Annotated in this window: 18 protein-coding genes; 8 read left to right on the plus strand and 10 right to left on the minus strand. The window is 66.2% G+C overall.

Annotated features, from left to right (window positions below; genetic code table 11):
* The first annotated feature begins 178 nt into the window (after positions 1-178).
* From V1Y59_RS19060 to V1Y59_RS19070, 3 genes are all read left to right on the plus strand, one after another.
* Entirely contained in the window at positions 179-1,468 is a 1,290-nt protein-coding gene (locus tag V1Y59_RS19060; protein ID WP_431309227.1) for a cytochrome P450, read from the plus strand.
* Positions 1,465-1,911 (plus strand): nuclear transport factor 2 family protein, encoded by a 447-nt coding sequence (locus V1Y59_RS19065; RefSeq protein ID WP_330506563.1) that lies wholly within the window; start codon positions 1,465-1,467, stop codon positions 1,909-1,911. Before V1Y59_RS19060 ends, V1Y59_RS19065 begins: the two co-directional genes overlap by 4 nt.
* Positions 1,912-2,036: 125 nt before the next feature.
* Complete coding sequence (locus tag V1Y59_RS19070) at positions 2,037-2,579, plus strand: carboxymuconolactone decarboxylase family protein (protein ID WP_330506565.1); 543 nt, start codon at positions 2,037-2,039, stop codon at positions 2,577-2,579.
* Positions 2,580-2,644: 65 nt separating this feature from the next.
* Here the strand turns inward: V1Y59_RS19070 and V1Y59_RS19075 are convergent, their stop codons facing one another.
* Genes V1Y59_RS19075 through V1Y59_RS19085 form a run of 3 tightly spaced genes read right to left on the minus strand, consistent with a single transcriptional unit; the run spans position 2,645 to position 5,938 of the window.
* A complete protein-coding gene (locus tag V1Y59_RS19075) occupies positions 2,645-3,823 on the minus strand; it encodes a thiolase domain-containing protein (protein ID WP_330506567.1) in 1,179 nt (392 codons plus the stop codon).
* Positions 3,823-4,857, minus strand: coding sequence for a thiolase domain-containing protein (locus V1Y59_RS19080; protein WP_330506569.1), 1,035 nt, complete (start codon positions 4,855-4,857; stop codon positions 3,823-3,825). The genes V1Y59_RS19075 and V1Y59_RS19080 overlap by 1 nt, the downstream gene beginning before the upstream one ends.
* Positions 4,858-4,903: 46 nt before the next feature.
* Positions 4,904-5,938, minus strand: coding sequence for a Zn-ribbon domain-containing OB-fold protein (locus tag V1Y59_RS19085; protein ID WP_330506571.1), 1,035 nt, complete (start codon positions 5,936-5,938; stop codon positions 4,904-4,906).
* A 69-nt stretch (positions 5,939-6,007) separates the two neighbouring features.
* Here V1Y59_RS19085 and V1Y59_RS19090 point away from each other — a divergent pair, with 69 nt between their 5' ends.
* Complete coding sequence (locus tag V1Y59_RS19090; RefSeq protein ID WP_330506573.1) at positions 6,008-7,045, plus strand: LLM class F420-dependent oxidoreductase; 1,038 nt, start codon at positions 6,008-6,010, stop codon at positions 7,043-7,045.
* 92 nt (positions 7,046-7,137) lie between these two features.
* Here V1Y59_RS19090 and V1Y59_RS19095 read toward each other — a convergent pair whose 3' ends face one another.
* From V1Y59_RS19095 to V1Y59_RS19105, 3 genes are all read right to left on the minus strand, one after another.
* On the minus strand, positions 7,138-8,712 hold the full coding sequence (locus V1Y59_RS19095; RefSeq protein ID WP_330506575.1) for an HNH endonuclease signature motif containing protein: 1,575 nt from the start codon (positions 8,710-8,712) through the stop codon (positions 7,138-7,140).
* A gap of 156 nt (positions 8,713-8,868) precedes the next feature.
* On the minus strand, positions 8,869-9,480 hold the full coding sequence (locus V1Y59_RS19100; protein ID WP_330506577.1) for a TetR/AcrR family transcriptional regulator: 612 nt from the start codon (positions 9,478-9,480) through the stop codon (positions 8,869-8,871).
* Positions 9,452-9,889 carry a PaaI family thioesterase gene (locus V1Y59_RS19105; RefSeq protein ID WP_330506579.1) on the minus strand — a complete coding sequence of 146 codons (438 nt, stop codon included), beginning with the start codon at positions 9,887-9,889 and terminating at the stop codon, positions 9,452-9,454. Before V1Y59_RS19105 ends, V1Y59_RS19100 begins: the two co-directional genes overlap by 29 nt.
* A 105-nt stretch (positions 9,890-9,994) precedes the next feature.
* Here V1Y59_RS19105 and V1Y59_RS19110 point away from each other — a divergent pair, with 105 nt between their 5' ends.
* Positions 9,995-11,413, plus strand: a complete 1,419-nt coding sequence (locus V1Y59_RS19110) for a cytochrome P450 (RefSeq protein WP_330506580.1) — start codon at positions 9,995-9,997, stop codon at positions 11,411-11,413.
* Between the two features lie 301 nt (positions 11,414-11,714).
* Here V1Y59_RS19110 and V1Y59_RS19115 read toward each other — a convergent pair whose 3' ends face one another.
* From V1Y59_RS19115 to V1Y59_RS19125, 3 genes are read right to left on the minus strand one after another with little or no spacing between them, the layout of a single operon-like run.
* Entirely contained in the window at positions 11,715-11,960 is a 246-nt protein-coding gene (locus tag V1Y59_RS19115; RefSeq protein WP_330506581.1) for a hypothetical protein, read from the minus strand.
* 51 nt (positions 11,961-12,011) lie between these two features.
* Positions 12,012-12,419 carry a YybH family protein gene (locus V1Y59_RS19120; RefSeq protein ID WP_330506582.1) on the minus strand — a complete coding sequence of 136 codons (408 nt, stop codon included), beginning with the start codon at positions 12,417-12,419 and terminating at the stop codon, positions 12,012-12,014.
* A gap of 49 nt (positions 12,420-12,468) precedes the next feature.
* On the minus strand, positions 12,469-13,290 hold the full coding sequence (locus V1Y59_RS19125) for a crotonase/enoyl-CoA hydratase family protein (RefSeq protein WP_330506584.1): 822 nt from the start codon (positions 13,288-13,290) through the stop codon (positions 12,469-12,471).
* A 70-nt stretch (positions 13,291-13,360) separates the two neighbouring features.
* Between V1Y59_RS19125 and V1Y59_RS19130 the strand changes: the two genes are divergently transcribed.
* The 3 genes from V1Y59_RS19130 to V1Y59_RS19140 all read left to right on the plus strand — a co-directional run bounded on the left by V1Y59_RS19130 (position 13,361) and on the right by V1Y59_RS19140 (position 17,087).
* On the plus strand, positions 13,361-15,022 hold the full coding sequence (locus V1Y59_RS19130; protein WP_330506586.1) for an acyl-CoA synthetase: 1,662 nt from the start codon (positions 13,361-13,363) through the stop codon (positions 15,020-15,022).
* An 18-nt stretch (positions 15,023-15,040) separates the two neighbouring features.
* Positions 15,041-16,189 carry an NAD(P)H-dependent flavin oxidoreductase gene (locus V1Y59_RS19135; RefSeq protein WP_330506589.1) on the plus strand — a complete coding sequence of 383 codons (1,149 nt, stop codon included), beginning with the start codon at positions 15,041-15,043 and terminating at the stop codon, positions 16,187-16,189.
* 79 nt (positions 16,190-16,268) lie between these two features.
* On the plus strand, positions 16,269-17,087 hold the full coding sequence (locus tag V1Y59_RS19140; protein ID WP_330506591.1) for a DUF1206 domain-containing protein: 819 nt from the start codon (positions 16,269-16,271) through the stop codon (positions 17,085-17,087).
* Here V1Y59_RS19140 and erm read toward each other — a convergent pair.
* Positions 16,975-17,859 carry a 23S ribosomal RNA methyltransferase Erm gene (gene erm / locus V1Y59_RS19145; RefSeq protein ID WP_330506592.1) on the minus strand — a complete coding sequence of 295 codons (885 nt, stop codon included), beginning with the start codon at positions 17,857-17,859 and terminating at the stop codon, positions 16,975-16,977. The genes V1Y59_RS19140 and erm overlap by 113 nt on opposite strands.
* Positions 17,860-17,978 lie beyond the last annotated feature (119 nt).

Below are 17,978 nucleotides of genomic sequence, written 5' to 3' on the forward strand. Positions count from 1 at the left end.
CCACCCCGCGGAGCCGCCACGAGACGATGTCGCAATGTTTGTTGATACTATTTCCGCACCTCGCAGCGTTGCCGGCGCCCGAAACTAGAACAAGTTTCAATCTGGGACTGTCATAGCCGTCACAATGTGCTCTAATGAGATTGAAACAGGTTCTAATCTCACAGCGAGGTGGTGTGACGTGACCCAGGCTCAGGGTGCGACGACCGGCGCCGATATCGGGGGCGCAGCGGCCGACTGTCAGTTCATGCAGGAGGACGGCTGGGACTTCACCAGCCCCGACCTGCTCGAGAAGGGCATCCCGGTCCAGGAGTTCGCGCAGCTGCGCAAGACCGCTCCCGTCTGGTGGAATGCCCAGCTGCCCGGCAAGGGCGGTGGCTTCCACGACGGTGGCTACTGGGTGGTCTCCAAGCACGCCCACATCCGGGAGATCTCGAAGAACAACGACGACTGGTCCACCGCGACCAACGGCGTGATCATGCGCTTCGACGACGAGATGACGCAGGATCAGCTCGACGTCACCAAGGCGCTGCTGATCAACCACGATCCGCCGGATCACACCCGCCTGCGCAAGCTGGTCTCCAAGGCGTTCACTCCGCGCGCGGTGCATTCGCTGGAGGAGAAGCTCGACGACGCGGCTCGCACGATCGTGCGCAAGGCCGCGGAGAAGGGCACCGGCGATTTCGTCCACGACGTCGCCGTCGACCTCCCGCTCCTGGCCATCGCGGACCTGCTCGGCGTGCCCGAGGAGGACCGCGGAAAGTTGTTCGACTGGTCGAACAACATGATGAACTACGACGATCCGGAGTACGGCGAGGACCCGCAGATGGCCTCGGCCGAGATCCTCGGTTACGGCTACAACATGGCCGAGGAGCGGCGGAAGAATCCGGTCGACGACATCGTCTCGACGCTGGTGAACGCCGACATGGACGGACTGAGTCTCGACGAGACCGAGTTCGGGTTCTTCTTCATCCTCCTGACGGTCGCCGGCAACGAGACCACGCGAAACGCGATCAGCCACGGCATGAACGCCTTCCTCGAGCATCCCGACCAGTGGGCGCTGTTCAAGAAGGAGCGACCGGCAACAGCGGTCGACGAGATCGTCCGGTGGGCGACGCCGGTGAACTGCTTCCAGCGATCGGCCAAGCGCGACACCCAGATCGGTGGCGTCGACATCAAGGAAGGTGAGCGCGTCGGCCTGTTCTACGGCTCGGCGAACTACGACGAGGACGTCTTCGACGATCCGTTCACCTTCAACATCATGCGCGACCCGAACCCGCACGTCGGTTTCGGCGGCAACGGAGCACACTTCTGCGTGGGGGCGAACCTGGCCCGCATGGAGATCAACCTGATGTTCAACGCCCTCGCCGACATGGTTCCCGACATCAGCCGACTGGAATCCCCGCGACGCCTGCGTCACGGCTGGATCAACGGCGTCAAGGAACTCCAGGTCGACTACGGCACGAAATGACCACTCAGGAGACACCGGCCTACCTGAACATCGATCGCGAGAACCATCCGGCAGTCGTGGCCGGTCGTCGGTCGCGCGAACTCGTCGGCGCCCGCGACAAGCAGGGATGGGTCAACGCCTTCGCCTCCGATGGGACCGTCGAGGACCCGGTCGGGCCGTCGATGTTCGACCCGGAGGGCAAGGGTTTCCGCGGACACGAACAGATCGCAGAGTTCTGGGACAAGTCGATCGCGACCACCGAGAGCATCGAGTTCGTCTTCGACGAGGAGATCATCTGCGGTGCCGAGGTCGCGTACATCGGCAAGATCGTCACGCACATCGCCGGGCATGTGTCCGAGGCTCGTGGAGTGTTCACGTATCGGGCCGACGCTGACGGCAAGCTGGCTGCGCTGCGGGCGTTCTGGGAAGTCGAGAAGACGATCAACTCGGTTCGCCCGGCCTGAGAAGTAGATCACGAAACCACCCCGGCTCTTGTCAGACACCTTGGTCGGTACCAAGGTGAATGACAAGGGTCGGGGTGGTTCGTTGTTCGCCCCACGACGACGTTGTCGGCTGCAAAGGTGGAGCGATGCGTGCATTGAATCGAATCCGTGGTTTCGGCAAGGCGTTTCGGTCATCGCGGCGACATCGCGGCGATCTGTTCGGATGGCTCGGCCGTCGCCCGCAGATCGGCGCGGCCACCGGCGTCTACGAGACGGCGCTGTTGTTCAGCAATGCGCTCGAGCCGAAGCTCAAAGAACTCGCCGAACTGAAGGCCGCCGGCCTGGTCAGCTGCGAGTTCTGTCTGGACATCGGTTCCGCGCTCGCCCACGACAGCGGCGTCAGTGAACAGCAGATCCGCGACCTGCCCCGCTACCGAGACAGCAGCGCATACTCCGAACTGGAGAAACTCGTCATCGGCTACGCCGAAGCCATGACACTCACGCCCGCCGTGGGCGACGACCTCACCCAGCTCCGAGAAGAACTGTCGCGTCATCTTTCTCGACGACAGATCGCCGAGCTCGCGATGACTGTCGCGTGGGAGAACCAACGCGCCCGCCTCAACCAGGCTCTCGGTGTGCGGCCGATGGGAATGTCGGACGGTCAGGCGTGCGCCCTCCCCGAGACGTAACCTCACCTCCCCACGCGCCCAGCCTCCGTGCTGGGCGCGTTGGGAGGTGAGGTGCGGCTGAGGGGCTAGTGGGTGGGCTTCTCGGAGCCGACGAGCCACATCGAGAAGTACTGTGAGCCACCGCCGTAGGCGTGACCCATCGCCTTGCGGGCGTCGGGGACCTGATGGTCGCCGGCCTTGCCCATCACCTGGATAGCGGCTTCGGCGAAACGGATCATGCCGGATGCGCCGATCGGATTCGACGAGAGCACACCACCGGACGCGTTGAGCGGGATGCGGCCACCGATCTCGGTCTCGCCGGCCTCGGTGAGCTTCCAGCCTTCACCTTCTGGTGCGAATCCCAAGCTCTCCAGCCACATCGGTTCGAACCACGAGAACGGCACGTACACCTCGGCGGTGTCGATCTCCTCGATCGGGTTGTCGATCCCGCCGGCCTTCCACAGGGCGGCCGCGGCATCGCGGCTGGCCTGGGGGCTCACGACGTTGCGGTGGGCGAACGCCAACGGCTCGGTGCGCATCGAGGTGGCATGAATCCACGCCACCGGGTTGCCGGCTGCCACCGCGTCGTCGGCCACGTCCTCGGCACCGATCACCACCGCGCAGGCGCCGTCCGACGACGGGCAGGTCTCGTCGTAGCGGATCGGGTCCCACAGCATCTGACTGCCCATCACCTTCTCGACGGTGAGGTCGGACTGCTGCAGATGGGCGAGCGGGTTGAGTGATCCGTTGCGCCGGTCCTTCGCGGCCACCATCGCGCCGATGTGTTCGGGGGCGCCGGACTGCCGGATGTAGGCGCGGACGTGCGGGGCGAAGAAGCCGCCTGCTCCCGCGCCGACGGGTTTGGTGAAGGGCACCGGAATCGACAACGCCCACATGGCATTCGACTCCGACTGCTTCTCCCACGCGACCGCGAGCACACGCTTGTGCACCCCGGCGAACACCAGCGACGCGGCGACGTTGGCGGTCGATCCGCCCACCGATCCGGCGGTGTGCACACGGATCATCCGCTTGCCGACGGCGCCGAGGGCCTCGGCCATCGCCAGCTCCGGCATCATCGACCCCTCGAACAGGTCGGGGGCCTTGCCGATGACGATCGCATCCACGTCATCGATGGACACCTGGGCGTCGACCAGGGCGGCGTCGATCGCCTCGCGGCACATGCCGGCCATGGTCACGTCGTGGCGTTTGGCGACATACTTGGTCTGGCCGGTGCCCAGCACCGCTGCGCGATTGTTGTGTGCCATCAGTTCTCGTCTCCTGCCAGGGTGACCACCATGTTCTGCTGCAACAGCGGACCGCTCGACGCGTGCGCCACTGCGGTGCCGGCGTTTCCGGTGAGGATCTCGTGCGCGGCGTAGCCGACGCGTTGCAGCCCCGCGGAGAACAAGGAGTTGCCGGCCAGCGAACCGCCGGACGGGTTGATCCGCACCGACTCCGGGAGGTCGAGCGCGTTGCGCACGATCAGCTCCTGATGGGTGAACGATGCGTTGATCTCGGCGACGTCGACCGCGCGGCTGCGATCGCCGAAGGCGGTGTCGCCGGCGAGCTTCGTCGACGGGGACACCGTCAGGTCGCGGGCGCCGAAGTTGGGGGTGTCGATGCGGTGATCCCAGCCGGTGACGAAGGCGGGGTTGGCGACGAGCTCTCTCGCCTTGCGTTCGCTGGCGATGATCACCGCCGCGGCCGCATCGGTGTAGGGCGCGATGTCGTGCGCGCGTAGCGGATCGGCGACGTAGTCGGACCCCAAGAGTTCGTCGACCGATGATCCGGAGGTGCGGGCGGCGACCGCCGCCATGTCCTCCTCGGACCAGGTCCCGGCATCGAGCCCGGCGCGGGCCTGCAGGGCGCCCAGTGAGCGTGCGTCGGGCCACAGCGGTCCGACGGTGTAGGGGTCGAGCTGCAGCGCCAGGGTCTGATCCATGTTGCCTGCGGTGGATTTGCCGAAACCGTAGGCCAGTGCCAGGTCGACCTCGCCGGTCGCGATCTTCACCCAGGCCTCGTACAGCGCCCACGCGCCGTCCATCTCGACGTGGGATTCGTGGATCGGCGGCATCGCGCCGATCGAGTCGATGGCCGAGATGAACGAGAAGGCGCGTCCGGCGAGGTAATCCGATGAGCCGCTGCACCAGAATTCGATGTCGGTGCGGGAGATGCCGAGATCGGCGTAGAGCTTGTTGAAACACGGGATCAACATCTCGACACCGTTGGTGGTGCCGTGTGTCCCGACGATGTTCGGGCTGTGCGCGAACCCGACGATCGCGATCCGGGGGAGGGTCACTGCAGACTCCTTGGTGGAAGTGGCCTGATGGAAGACATGGTGTCGCTCAGAGGAACTCGCGATACGACTCGTAGTCGGCGTCGGGCTCACCGGTGGGCCGGAAGTGGCTGATGCTGCCCATCGACAGCTCGCGCTCCTCCTCGGGTTGCCAGACGGCCTGCACCCGCATACCCATCCGCACGTCTGCGGCCTCGCAGTCGAGAATCAGGTGCAGGAACGGGATGTCGGTGCCGTCGAGCAGGACGTACGCGGCCACATACGGCGGCTTGATCCGCTGCCCCTGGAACGGGACGTTGACGATGCAGAAGGTCGTCACGATGCCGGTGTCGGCCAACTCGACTCGCTCCACCGCGGCCGAACCGTCGGATGGGCTGACCGCCTTCGGTGGGAAGTAGACGCGCCCGGCGTCGACGCCGGACCCGATCCGCGACCCGTAGAGCTTGCCGGCCTTGAGACCCTCGAGATACCAGGACTCCTCCTCGGTGGCCGAGTGGATGATCTCGGTGCTGATGGGGGTCGGCATCACGATGAGTTCGTCGTCGGAGTTCTCGGCCTCGTTCGCCGGTGCCGCGTCGCCGGTTTCGCCCGGTAGGAAGTGGGCGATGTCGTCGATGCGCCCGATGCGTGCGGCCTTCCACACCGCATGTACCCGCAGGCCGGTCGAGATGTCGGCGGGCGAGTCCACCGCGACCGCATGCAGCAGTGCGGTATCGGCACCGTCGAGCTTGATCAGCGCCCACGCGAAGGGCTTGTCGAGGGGCTGCGGCGTCAGCGGCGCCGGCTGCCACGACCACGAGAGGACCGTGCCCGTCGATGCGACGTCGACGAGCTCGGTGGTCTTCGCGCCGCCGACCGGATCGAACTCGCGCGGCGGCACCGACACCGTGCCGTCGCTGCTCTTGGAGCCGATGATGCGGCCATCGCGCAGCGCGAGGGCGAACTGGCTCAGGACCGGTCCGAGCGAGCGCGTGTAGTCGAAGGAGTTCTTCAACGGCGCCGACAGGATCTCCGACTGTGGCTCGGGGACCTCGGCGACCGGACTCGCCGGGGCAGGGCGGGGTGCAGTTGTGCTGGGACTCACGCATCGAGTAGAACACGTTCTAGTATTGAGGCACAAGGTGCACGTCACAGACCCGCGGAGGACGCACAGGTGAAGCTCGGACTACAGCTCGGCTATTGGGGTCGTGGGCCCATCGACAACGCTCCGGAACTCATCGCGGCTGCCGAGGAAGCCGGATTCGACGCGGTGTTCACCGCCGAGTCATGGGGGTCGGACACCTACACCCCGCTGGCCTGGTGGGGAGCCGCGACGGAACGAATCCGTCTGGGCACGGCTGTCTCGCAACTGTCTGCCCGGCCGCCGACGTCTCTTGCGATGGCGGCGCTGACCCTCGACCATCTCTCGAACGGCCGCCACATCATCGGGCTGGGTGTGTCGGGCCCGCAGGTCGTCGAAGGGTGGTACGGGCAACCGTTCGGGAAGCCGTTAGCGCGCACCCGTGAGTACGTCCAGGTGATCCGCGACGTCCTCGCCCGTGAGTCCGCGGTCACCAGTTCCGGCCCGCACTACCCGCTCCCGTATCCGGCGGCTGCCGACGGCTCGACCGGACTCGGCAAGTCGCTCAAGCCGATCACTCATCCGTTGCGCGCCGACATTCCGATCTGGCTCGGTGCGGAGGGGCCCAAGAACGTGGCGCAGACGGCCGAGATCGCCGACGGCTGGCTCGCCATCTTCTACAGCCTGCGTCTGGCGGATCAATACGAGGAATGGCTGGCCGAAGGATTCGCCCGACCCGGCGCCCGACACGCCCGCGACGACTTCGAGGTCGCGGCGACGGTGCAGGTGGTGATCACCGACGACGTCGCCGAAGCCGTGGAGCGGTACCGACCGTCGACCGCGCTCTATGTCGGCGGAATGGGCGCCAAGGAGAAGAACTTTCACGCCGAGCTCTACCGACGCATGGGATACGGCGACGCGGTCGATGAGATCGGTGCGCTGTTCCGCGAGGGCCGCAAGGCCGAGGCGATGGCGGCGGTCCCCGACGAGATGGTGCGCGAGACGATGATCGCCGGCACCGCCGACGACGTGCGTGCCCAGATCAAGCAATGGGAGGCCGCGGGCGTGAGCATGTTGATGGTCACCGCACGTGACGTGGCGACGATTCGGCAGTTGGCGACGCTGGTGTGACCGGCGGCGAGATTCTCGCGCGCTCAGCGTTCAACCGCGCGTGCAGTTTCATGCGCGGTTGATCGGCGGGTGCGCGAGAGGTCCCGCGCGACCTATCGCACCCGGGCCAGGAGTCGTTGTCGGGTGTGCTTATTGGTGCGGCGTCGTTTCTGTTTGCGTCGTCGAGTACGTACGGCGAGTCGTGCCGGTGAGATCGGTGTGCGTGGTGCCGGTGTCTCCGATGGTGGTGGCTTGGGTTCGCTGTCGGCGGGTTGTGGTGTCTCGGTGATGGTTCCGCCGCGGAGGTAGTGTTCGAAGAGTTCGCCGACTTCGTGGATCCGGTTGACCTGGGGTGATGCGGGTGGGCTACCGTCGAGTGGGTTCAGTGACCAGCCGGCGCGGCCGGCGTCGCGGCCGCGGCGGATGATGCGGGTAGTCCACTGCCCGGGGTTGGGGCCGACCATGCGGTTGTGTGGTGGGCAGGCCGGTGCGGTGGTGTCGATGTCGGTGGTGCCGCCGTCGGCCCAGTCTTTGTCGGCGTGATGGATTTCGACGATCGCGCTCGGATTCGAGCAACCGGGTTTGGAGCATCCGCCGCCGCCGTCTTGCGCGAAATGCATCAATCGTTGCGCCTGGTTGGCGAAGCGTTTGGCGGTGCCCAGATACAGCGGCTGTGCGGTGTGGTCCTTGAACACCGCAAGGTGGAACTGCGCGTCGGCGGCCATCTCGATGATGTCGGACATAGGGAGTTGGGTGCCGGTTGCGGTGTGCCCGAAACCGGCGCGGTCACGCAGATCGGCTTCGTTGACCTTGACGATGATGTGCGGGGGTAGACCGCGGTGGCTCTTGCCGAGTACGCCGCCGTCGAGGACCAGCCTGAACAGGGCTTCGAGGGCGTCGTGGTTACGTTGTCCGGTCGAGCGATGGTCGCGGCCGGCAGCCTCTTTCAGCTTCTCGATGTCGGCGTTGGTGTTCGCACCCCGCGGCGACTGGTCGTCTTCGGGGTTGTTCATCCCTGGCGCAGCCATCTTCGCCAGAATCACATCGAGCATGGCGCGCGTCGTGGGTGTGAGTGCACCGTCGATCTCGCTCATCGATTGGTCGTCTTGGTCGCCGATGAGGACTGAGCGGCGGCGGGCGCGGTCACGCTCGTCGGCCAGGGTGCCGTCGGGGTCGATGCGGCTCAACAGTTCGGCGCCGGCCTTCAGGATCTGTTTCGGTGTGAGGGTGCGGGCGAACTCGGCCATCATCGCCTCGGCCTTCTCAGCGACGTCGAGTGGCACCGAGCGGGGAATCTTCTTGAGGACTTTCAGGACGGCATCGACGTGGGCGGGTGTGGCTGCCCCGTCGGCGACTGCTGCTGCTAGCCCCGCATGGCGTGGTGAGGTGAGTTCGCCCTGCAGTGAACGGAATTGCGCCAGGGCCCGCATGTGTGTCATGCGGCGGCGGTGATCGGGGATGCGCAGGTGGTGGGCCATCATCTCGCCGATGTGGCGGTAGCCGAGTCGGCCGGGCACACCGCGGTCGTTGCAGTCCATCATGCGGCGATGCCCGATCAGACTCATCCGACGGTAGGCACGCTCATGCTGTTCGGCCACATCCAACACCGCGTCATCCCTGGCGGGGGTGGTGTCGACGGCATCGATACGGTCCAACAAGTCATGCAACTGCGCATACAGCTGCTGCACCTCAGTGACCTGTTCTGTGCCCGACACTGTGTAGCCCCCCGACCGGTGTTTCGAACGTACATTCGACAGTAACTCAGAACTTTGATGCCTGCAACTATCAATTTCCCGGGACGTCGGCGACAGTGCGGACGGTCGTCGAGTCACGCCCGTCTCGCGTCACGAAGAGTCCGTGATCCTGGTGGGAATCTCGGCCAGGATCGCCTCGGCGGACCGTAGGGTGAAGTCGCGCAACCACTCTGCCGGTCGGCCGCGATCGGGGAGATGGCGTCGTACCGCCGCGTAGGGCAGGTCGACGAGGGCGAAAGTGACCCGATCCATCACCTCGGCATCGGCCGATCCGAATCGTCGTCGCGCGTATGCCCGTACCACTTCGCGCGTCTGGTGATTGTGCGTCCGGAGTTCGGCGGCGAGTGTGTCGGGCCAGGAGCGCAGCAGATCTTGTTTGTCGTATTGCAGCAGCAGCGCGGACTCGCCGGGATGCGTGGCAGTCCAGTCGAAACAGTGGGCGACCGTGGCCCGGGCGGCCTCGGTAACGTCATCGAGGCGCAACGCGGAGATAATGCCCTCCTGGTACCGGGAGATGGTGCGCAGCCACAGGCGCGCCATCATCTCGTCGCGGCCGGCGAACCGGTGATACACCGACCCCGACGGCGCGCCGATGCGACGGGCGACGGCGGATGCGGACGCCGCCGCCGGGCCGCCCTCGATCACGAGTTCGAGTGCGGCGTCGAGGATCTCGTCAGTGCTGAATCGTGGTTTTCGACCCACGGCTCCGAACCATGCTCGTTCCCTGCGCGGCGGCGACCACGCGGCGGGTCCCGTCGTTGTCGATGACGCTGATGTCGCACCGGGCCACGGCTTTGGTTCGGCCCGCGTGGACAAGTGTCGCGTGAGCGACCAGTTCACGCCCGTCGCGTGCGGGGGAGAGGTACTCGATCGAGAAGCCGCTGGTGACGATGTCCGGACCGAGACCGAGCGCGGCGGCGTAGGTCAGTGCGTTGTCGGCGAGGTAGCTCAACACGCCGCCATGGATGTAGCCGTACTGCTGTCGTAGGTCGTCGCGGACGTCGACCGCCAGCGTGACGCCGTCGTCATCGACGTGCGTGAGTCGTGCGCCGAGCATGCGACTGAACGGCTGGGCGTCGAGCACCGTGCGTGCCAGATCCAGGTCCATCATTTATCAGAGACTGCTCTCTATTATTGTGTGTGTCAAGGGTGCGCTCGGACAGAAACCATCCGTGGATGGATTGACACGCCTATTCGCCCGGAGCAAGGTCGAGTCGTGGTCAGGTCATTGAAGAACGACTGGTCGGGGCAGTCCTTTCCGCATGCCGGTCGCCGCAAGCCGATAATCGGGGATCTCGGTGTCTCCGATCCGCGCCATCCGATCCTCGATCTGCTCCGATGGGGCGCCGATCTCGGGCCGATCTTCGAGATGAGGATCTTCCGGCAGAACTTCGTCTTCGTCTCGAACGCCGAACTCGCGGCCGAGCTCTGCGACGAGCGCAGGTTCTGCAAGGCCCTGCCGCCGGCCATCACGGCATTGCGCCAGTACGCCGGCGACGGTCTGTTCACCGCATACAACGACGAGCCCAATTGGCAACTCGCGCACGAATTGTTGATGCCTGCTTTCACCAAGTCGGCGATGCAGGCCTATCACCCGATCATGCTGGCGACCGCCGATGAACTGTTCGCGTTCTGGGACCGACAGACCGGCTCGGTGGATGTCACGCAGTCGATGACGAAGCTGACCATGGAGACGCTCAGCCGCGCCGCGTTCAGCCACGACTTCGGGTCGTTCACCAGTGAGCAGCCGCACCCGTTTGTCGGCGCCATGATCCGGGCGCTGGAAACCGGACGTCGCAAGGGCGGCCTGCTGACGGCACCCGGAGGCGCGCTGCTCGGGAGGATCATCGATCGGCGCAATGCGGGCCAGCAGGCGTATGTGGACGAGATGCTGGACGACCTCATCGCCGAACGATCTGCGTCCTCCGATGATCACGACCTGCTCGGCATCATGCTCAACACCTCTCATCCGGAGAGTGGGGAGCGTCTGTCGCCATTGAACATCCGCCACCAGATCCTGACCTTCCTCGTGGCCGGCCACGAAACCACCTCGGGTGCGCTGTCATTCACGCTGTACTACCTGTCGCGCAACCCGCACTGCCTGGCGCGGGCGCAACAGGAGGCCGACGAGATCCTCGGTGACGACCCGGACGCGGTGCCGACCTTCGAGCAGATCCCGAAGTTCCGCTACATTCGTCGCTGCCTCGACGAGGCGTTGCGGATCTGGCCGACCGTCCCGGGCTTCGCGCGCGGCCCGCGGGAGGAGACGACGCTGGGCGGCCGATATCGGATGCGGCCAGAGGATTGGGCGGTGGTAGTGCTCGGTTTGGTGCACCGTGATCCGGCGGTGTGGGAGGACCCGGACGTCTACGACCCCGACCGATTCCTCCCGGCGAACGTCAAGAAGCGACCGGCGCACAGCTACAAACCGTTCGGCGCCGGCCTGCGGGCGTGCATCGGGCGTCAGTTCGCATTGCATGAGTCGGTGCTGGTGCTCGCGCGCATCCTGCATCGATACGACCTGTCCGGTGATCCCGATTACGAACTCGCAGTGGACGAGCGGTTGACCATGGTGCCCAAGGGGTTTGAGATCTCCCTGAGGTCGCGGGACCGGAGTGCGCTTGTGGCCGAGTAGGTCATCCCGGTGATCGAGTAGGTAGCGAGGCGTCGTCTCTCGGTGATCGAGTAGGTAGCGAGGCGCTAGCCGAGATGCCGTATCGAGATCACGTTACGAGGTCTCGATACGTTCTCGGCTAGCGCCTCGAACTACTCGACCAACGGGGGAAAGCTACTCGACCAACGAGGGGGAAAGCTACTCGACCAACGAGGGGGAAAGCTACTCGACCAACGAGGGGGAAAGCTACTCGACCAACGAGGGGGGAAAGCTACTCGACCAACGGGGAAAGCTACTCGACCAACGAGGGGGGTCGAGGGGTCTATTCGACGTCGGGTTCATCTTCGGCGAGGCGTTCGTCGAGCGTCTCGCCTTCGCGCTGCTCTCGGGTGGTGACCCCGGTCTTGTCGGCGGCTGCCCAGTCCTCGGGCGGGTCCATGCCCTCTTCGAGTGGGTCGGCTTGCAGCGTGTCCTCGTCGAGATCCTCGGAGTCGACGGTCGCGCTGAGCTCGGGGTTCACCGAATCCTGGGGATCGGGGATGTGCGCCTGTTCGGGCTCGGGTGCCATGGGGCCTCCTCTCGTCAGTGCGTGGAGGGGAGTACCCGAGACCGGGGTCGGTCAATCACGTGGTGCGGCAGCGCGGATGTGCGCGACGAGCCACGACGCGCCTCGGCGCACGAACACGTCCGTGAAGCGGTGCTCGATCGAGAGACATGGCAGGTCACCGTCGCCAGGTCGGTCGACCGTGGCGATCCCGTCGAGTACGGCGACGTCGTCGGTGACGAATCGGATGCGGACGACCTCGATGCGGTGGGTCGACCGCAGCGCCTCGCCGCCGAGGACATCGCTGAGTTCACGGCGGATCTCCTCATGGCCCTCGGCGACATCACCTCGAGGGCTCACCAGCACCGCGTCCTCGGTCAGGCAGGCGAGAAGTCCGTCGATGTCACCGTTCGCCCAGCAGCGGTCGTAGTCTGCCTCGACCCGTAGGATCGCCGATTCATCGGAGGCGCGGTTGGTGTCCACATTGCCTGCGTAGCACCGATCCGTGGTCGGCACTCGAGAACGACGCAGATCATTCCCCGGTGAAGACCGGCTTCTCCTTGTTGGCGAAGGCCCGCGGACCGACCTTGGCGTCCTTGCTCTTGAACACCGAGATACCCAGCTTCGATTCGATCTCGAAGGCATCGAGTTCGTGCATGCCCTCGGTGTCGCGCATGGTCTTGAGGATTGCCTGCACGGCGAGCGGGCCGTTGGCGGCGATGGCCTCGGCGATCTCGAGCGCCTTGTCCAGAGCCGCGCCGTCGGGAACGGCGTAACCGATGAGGCCGTACTCCTTTGCCTCGGCCGCAGTGATGTGGCGTCCGGTCAACAGCAGGTCGGCGGCGATGGTGTACGGAATCTGTCGGGGTAGTCGAACGGCGCTGCCGCCGAGCGGGAACAGGCCCCAGCGTGCCTCGGCCACACCGAATTTGGCGCTCTCGCCGGCCACCCGGATGTCGGTGCCCTGCAAGATCTCGGTGCCGCCGGCGATGGCCGCACCCTCGACCGCGGCGATCAGCGGCTTGGTGAGACGACGCCCCTTCAGCAACGCGGGCAGGCTCGCGGGGTTCCAGGTGCCCTGATCGGCGGTGTCGCCGGGGGAGTTCTTGTTCATGGCCTTGAGGTCCATGCCGGCACAGAACGCGCCGCCCGCGCCGGTCAGAATCGCCACGCGGATGTCGGGGTCGTTGTCCACCTGATCCCAGGCCTCGACCATGATCCGCATCATCTCCGCCGACAACGCGTTCCGGGCTTCCGGGCGGTTCATCGTCACGATCAGGATGTGCCCCCGCTTCTCGACGAGGCAATCGGGGGTCTGCTCGGTGGCGGCGTCGGAACCGGCAACTGTGGTCATCGTCGTTCCTCGTGAATTCTGTGCGGATTGCTGCTTGCCCGAAACGATAACACGTTCTAATTTTGACACCATGGCCTACACGATTGCCGACCTCATCGAGCATGCCGTCGACCTTGTTCCCGACCGCACCGCGCTGGAATCCGGCGACCGGTCGCTCACCTACGCCGAACTCGAGGCGCGGTCCAACGCGCTCGCACACAAGCTGCGCGCCCTCGGTGTCCAGCCGGGTGATCGGGTGGGGTTGTACAGCCGAAACACCATCGAAGCCGTCGAGTCGATGGTGGCGATCTTCAAGGCCCGCGCGGTCATGGTGAACGTGAACTATCGCTACGTCGAGGCCGAGCTCGAACACATCTTCACCGACTCCGGGATGAAGGTGCTCATCCACGAGCGGCAGTTCTGCGAACGGGTGTGCAACACGTTGCCGAAAGCGCCGTCGATCGAGCACAGGATCGCGATCGAGGACGGCGCCGAGAGCGAAGCGAGCGGGCCGAATGGACACGGCACGGACGCCCCCCTGAGTTGCGGCGGCTATGAGGACACGATCCGGTATGAGGACGCGATTGCGGAGTCGTCGACCGAGCGTGACTTCGAGCAGCGCACCAACGACGACCTGTACATGCTCTACACCGGCGGTACCACCGGCAAGCCCAAGGGCGTCGTGTGGCGGCAAGAGGACGTCTGGCGGGTCCTCGGCGGCGGGATCGACTGGTACACCAGCGAACCCGTGGCCGACGAGTGGAAGCTTGCGCAGGACGGCGCCGCAGGCGGGCAACTGGTGCGCTACCCGATCCCGCCGTTCATCCATGGCGGGTCGCAGTGGGCGATCTTCCAGTCGCTGTTCGCCGGCGGAAAAGCGGTGGTGTATCCCGACTTCAGCGGTAGCGCCGCGTGGGACATCGTCGCGCGTCACGGCGTGAACGTCATCTTCATCACCGGCGACGCGATGGGCCGGCCGATGATCGAGGCGTTGGCGGAGAAGGACGAACACGACCTGTCCTCGGTGGTCTCGATCGCGTCGTCGGCATGCCTGTTCTCGCCGAGCATCAAGGATCAGTTCGTCGACCGGTTCCCCAACGCGGTGATCATCGACGCCATCGGATCGTCGGAAACGGGTTTCGGAGGTCTGAGTGTGGTGGCGAAGGGTGCGCCACACAGCGGTGGGCCGCGCGTCAAGGCGGACAGCGAGACCCACGTGCTGCGTGAGGACGGCACTCCGGTGGAGGCCGGCAGCGGCGAGGTGGGTGTGTTGGCCAGGTCCGGGCACGTGCCGCTGCGCTACCACAACGATCCGGAGAAGTCGGCGAAAACCTTCAAGGAGTTCAACGGGATTCGGTACTCGCTGCCGGGCGACAACGCTCAGCTCGAGGCGGACGGCACCATCACCATGCTCGGGCGCGGCTCGGTGTCCATCAACACCGGTGGCGAGAAGGTCTTCCCCGAAGAGGTGGAGGGCGCGCTCAAGGCGCATCCCGACGTGTTCGACACGGTCGTCGTCGGCGTGGCCGACGACCGGTGGGGGCAGCGGGTCGCCGCGGTCATCGCACCCCGAGATGGCGCACGTCCGTCGCTCGCCGAACTCAACGACGTCGTCCGCAAGGAACTCGCCGGTTACAAGTGCCCGCGCAGCGTCTGGTTCGTCGATCAGATCAAGCGCTCGCCCGCAGGCAAACCCGACTACCGGTGGGGTGCCGGCATCACCACCGAACGTCCCGCCGACGAGGCGCTGTAGCGCCGGAGATGAGCTGAGATGCGTACCGAACTCGCCGAACGTTTCGGCATCGAATACCCGATCTTCGGATTCACCCCGAGCCAGCATGTGGCCGCCGCGATCAGTCGCGCCGGGGGCATGGGCGTGCTGGGTTGCGTCCGCTTCAACGAGGCCGACGAGCTCGACGAGGTCCTCGAGTGGATGCACGAGAACACCGACGGCAAACCGTTCGGTGTGGACGTCGTGATGCCCGCCAAGATCCCCACCGAGGGCAGCCAGGTGGATCTGGACTCGATGATCCCGCCCGAGCACAGGGCGTTCGTGGAACGCACCCTCGACGACCTCGGTGTGCCGCCGCTGCCGAACGGCGAACGCGTGAACGCCGGAGTGCTCGGATGGCTGCACTCCGTCGCGCGTTCCCACGTGGACGTCGCGATGGAACACACCCGCAAGTACGGGCAGATCAAGCTGATCGCCAACGCCCTCGGGTCGCCGCCGGAAGACGTGATCCAGACATCCCACGACAACGGGCTGCTCGTTGCCGCGCTCGCGGGAGCCAAGGAGCACGCGCTGCACCACGTGGAAGCAGGCGTCGACATCGTCATCGCCCAGGGCTACGAGGGAGGCGGGCACACCGGTGAGGTCACCTCGATGATCTTGTGGCCCGAACTCGTGGATGCACTGGGCGATTCGGCGCCGGTCCTGGCTGCCGGCGGTGTCGGTAGTGGCCGGCAGATCGCCGCCGCGATCGCGCTGGGCGCGCAAGGTGTGTGGATGGGCACCTACTGGCTGACCGCCGCCGAATACAAGCTCGGCATGGCGCCGGACGCCGACGGGCCGTCGACGGTGCAGAAGGCCCTGCTGAAGGCGACCTCGCGGGACACCGTGCGCCGCCGCATCTACTCGGGCAAACCCGCGCGTCTGCTGAAGACCAAGTGGACCGACGCCTGGGACGCAGACGGCGCGCCGGACGCGTTGCCCATGCCCCTGCAGAATCTGCTCGTCAGCGAGGCGCATGCGCGGATCTCGGCCGCCGACGACCCGGAGGTGGTGGCCATGCCGGCCGGTCAGATCGTCGGGCGGTGCAACGAGATCGTGCCCGTCGCCAACCTGATCGCCGACCTCGTCGCCGAGTACGAACGGTCGGTCACGAGGATGAACCAGACGTTGCCGACCACCGCGGGCTGACGGCGGGTTTACCAGGCGGCGCCATCGGGTACCCCGCGGCGATGTCCTACCCAGACCAGCCCCCGACGAACGGACCCCGATGACCCGCAATCAGGCGGTCCGGACGGTCGACCGCGTCACCGACAGCCCATGGTTCGAACGTGCTGCGCGAGCGGGTCACGTGGTCAACGGACTTCTCCACCTGCTGCTCGCCTACATCGTCGCGCGCATCGCGTTCGGGGGCGGGGGCAGCGCCGACCAGTCGGGTGCGTTGGCGGTGTTCGCGGGCCAACCCGGTGGCCGCGTCGTCCTGTGGGTCGCCGCCGTCGCGTTCGTGGCATTGGCGTTGTGGCGACTGGCCGAGGCGATCCTCGGTGGCAAGGCGAACGATCCGGATTCGTCGGACGGCGGCCTGAGTGAGTGGTTCGACCGTGGAAAGGCGTTGGCACTCTTCGTCCTCTACCTCAGCCTCGCATGGTCCGCGGTGAACTTCGCGACCGGCAGCGGGCAGTCCAGCGGTCAACAGAACGCCGGCATGAGCGCCCGGCTGATGCAGCACACCGGCGGCAAACTGGTCCTGGTCATCGTCGGCCTGATCGTCGTCGCCGTCGGCGGCTACTTCGTCTACAAGGGCGTCACGAAGAACTTCCTCGACGATCTCCGCCGTGGCGGCGGAACCGCGGTCACGACTACCGGTGTCATCGGCTACACCGCCAAAGGCGGCGTGATCGCCGGAGCGGGAATCCTGGTCATCGTGGCCGCCATCCGAGCCGACCCGTCCAAGGCGTCCGGCATCGACGCCGCGATCAAGACCCTCGCCGGCCTCCCTGCCGGACAGATCCTGTTGATCCTCGCCGCCCTCGGGCTTGCCGCGTACGGGGTGTACTGCTTCGTGATGTCCCGCTGGGCGCGGATGTGATCTCCGGCGCGCCCAGCCGATACAGCGTCGCCCACTGGGTTGCGGCGAGATCCCGAGGTAGGCGGGAGTGCAACCGGTGCGCCGAGATCCATCGCCGCACCTCACCGCGCCGGTCGGCCGGAACCACGCGGCCGGCGATCTCGCCGAGTCCGCGTCCGCTACCGGTGAACATCGCGTGCACGAATCCCTGGTAGTCGCTGCGACGCGCGGTGTTCAGGAGGGGGTCGGTGCGGCGACTGATCGTCAGCAGTCCGCCGTCCACACCCGGGCGCGGGGCGAACGCGGCGGCCGGCACCCGGCCGGCGAGGCCGAAGTCGTACCACGGCCACCATTGCGCGGTCATCATCGTCGCCCCACCGACACCCGCACGACGGCGGGCGACCTCCCACTGCGTCACCAGCACCGCGTGCGTCCAATGCGGGGATCGGAGCAGGCGACGCAGGATCGCGGTGGTCTGGTGGAACGGCAGATTGCCGACGATCGCGTGCGGTGTGTGCGGCAGTCGGTGGTGCAGGAAGTCGGCGCAGACGACCGAGGTGAGCGCGGGGTCGGCGCGCCGACCGAGTGATCTCGCCAGCCGCGTATCGATCTCGACTGCCTCGATCGGCCGTCGGAGGTGCTGTAGCGGAATGGTCAGTGCGCCTGCGCCGGAGCCGATCTCGACGATCGGTCCGTCGGTGTGGGCGACCAGTTCGACGATGTGGTCGATGACCCTGTGGTCGGAGAGGAAGTTCTGGCCGTTCTCGTGACGGCCGGCGTGGAACGCGGGCATGAGGCCTCCGGGGCTCGCGGTGCGGATACCCGGGCAGCACGAAACGGGCCGCCGGGTGAGGAGCTACCTGGGCGGCCGACCCGGTCAACCGAAGAGAGGTTGTGAGAGTGTCGGCTCGC

Origin of the sequence: Gordonia prachuapensis, from assembly GCF_036350515.1 — a bacterium.
In the GTDB taxonomy this organism is placed as follows: Bacteria; Actinomycetota; Actinomycetes; order Mycobacteriales; family Mycobacteriaceae; genus Gordonia; species Gordonia prachuapensis.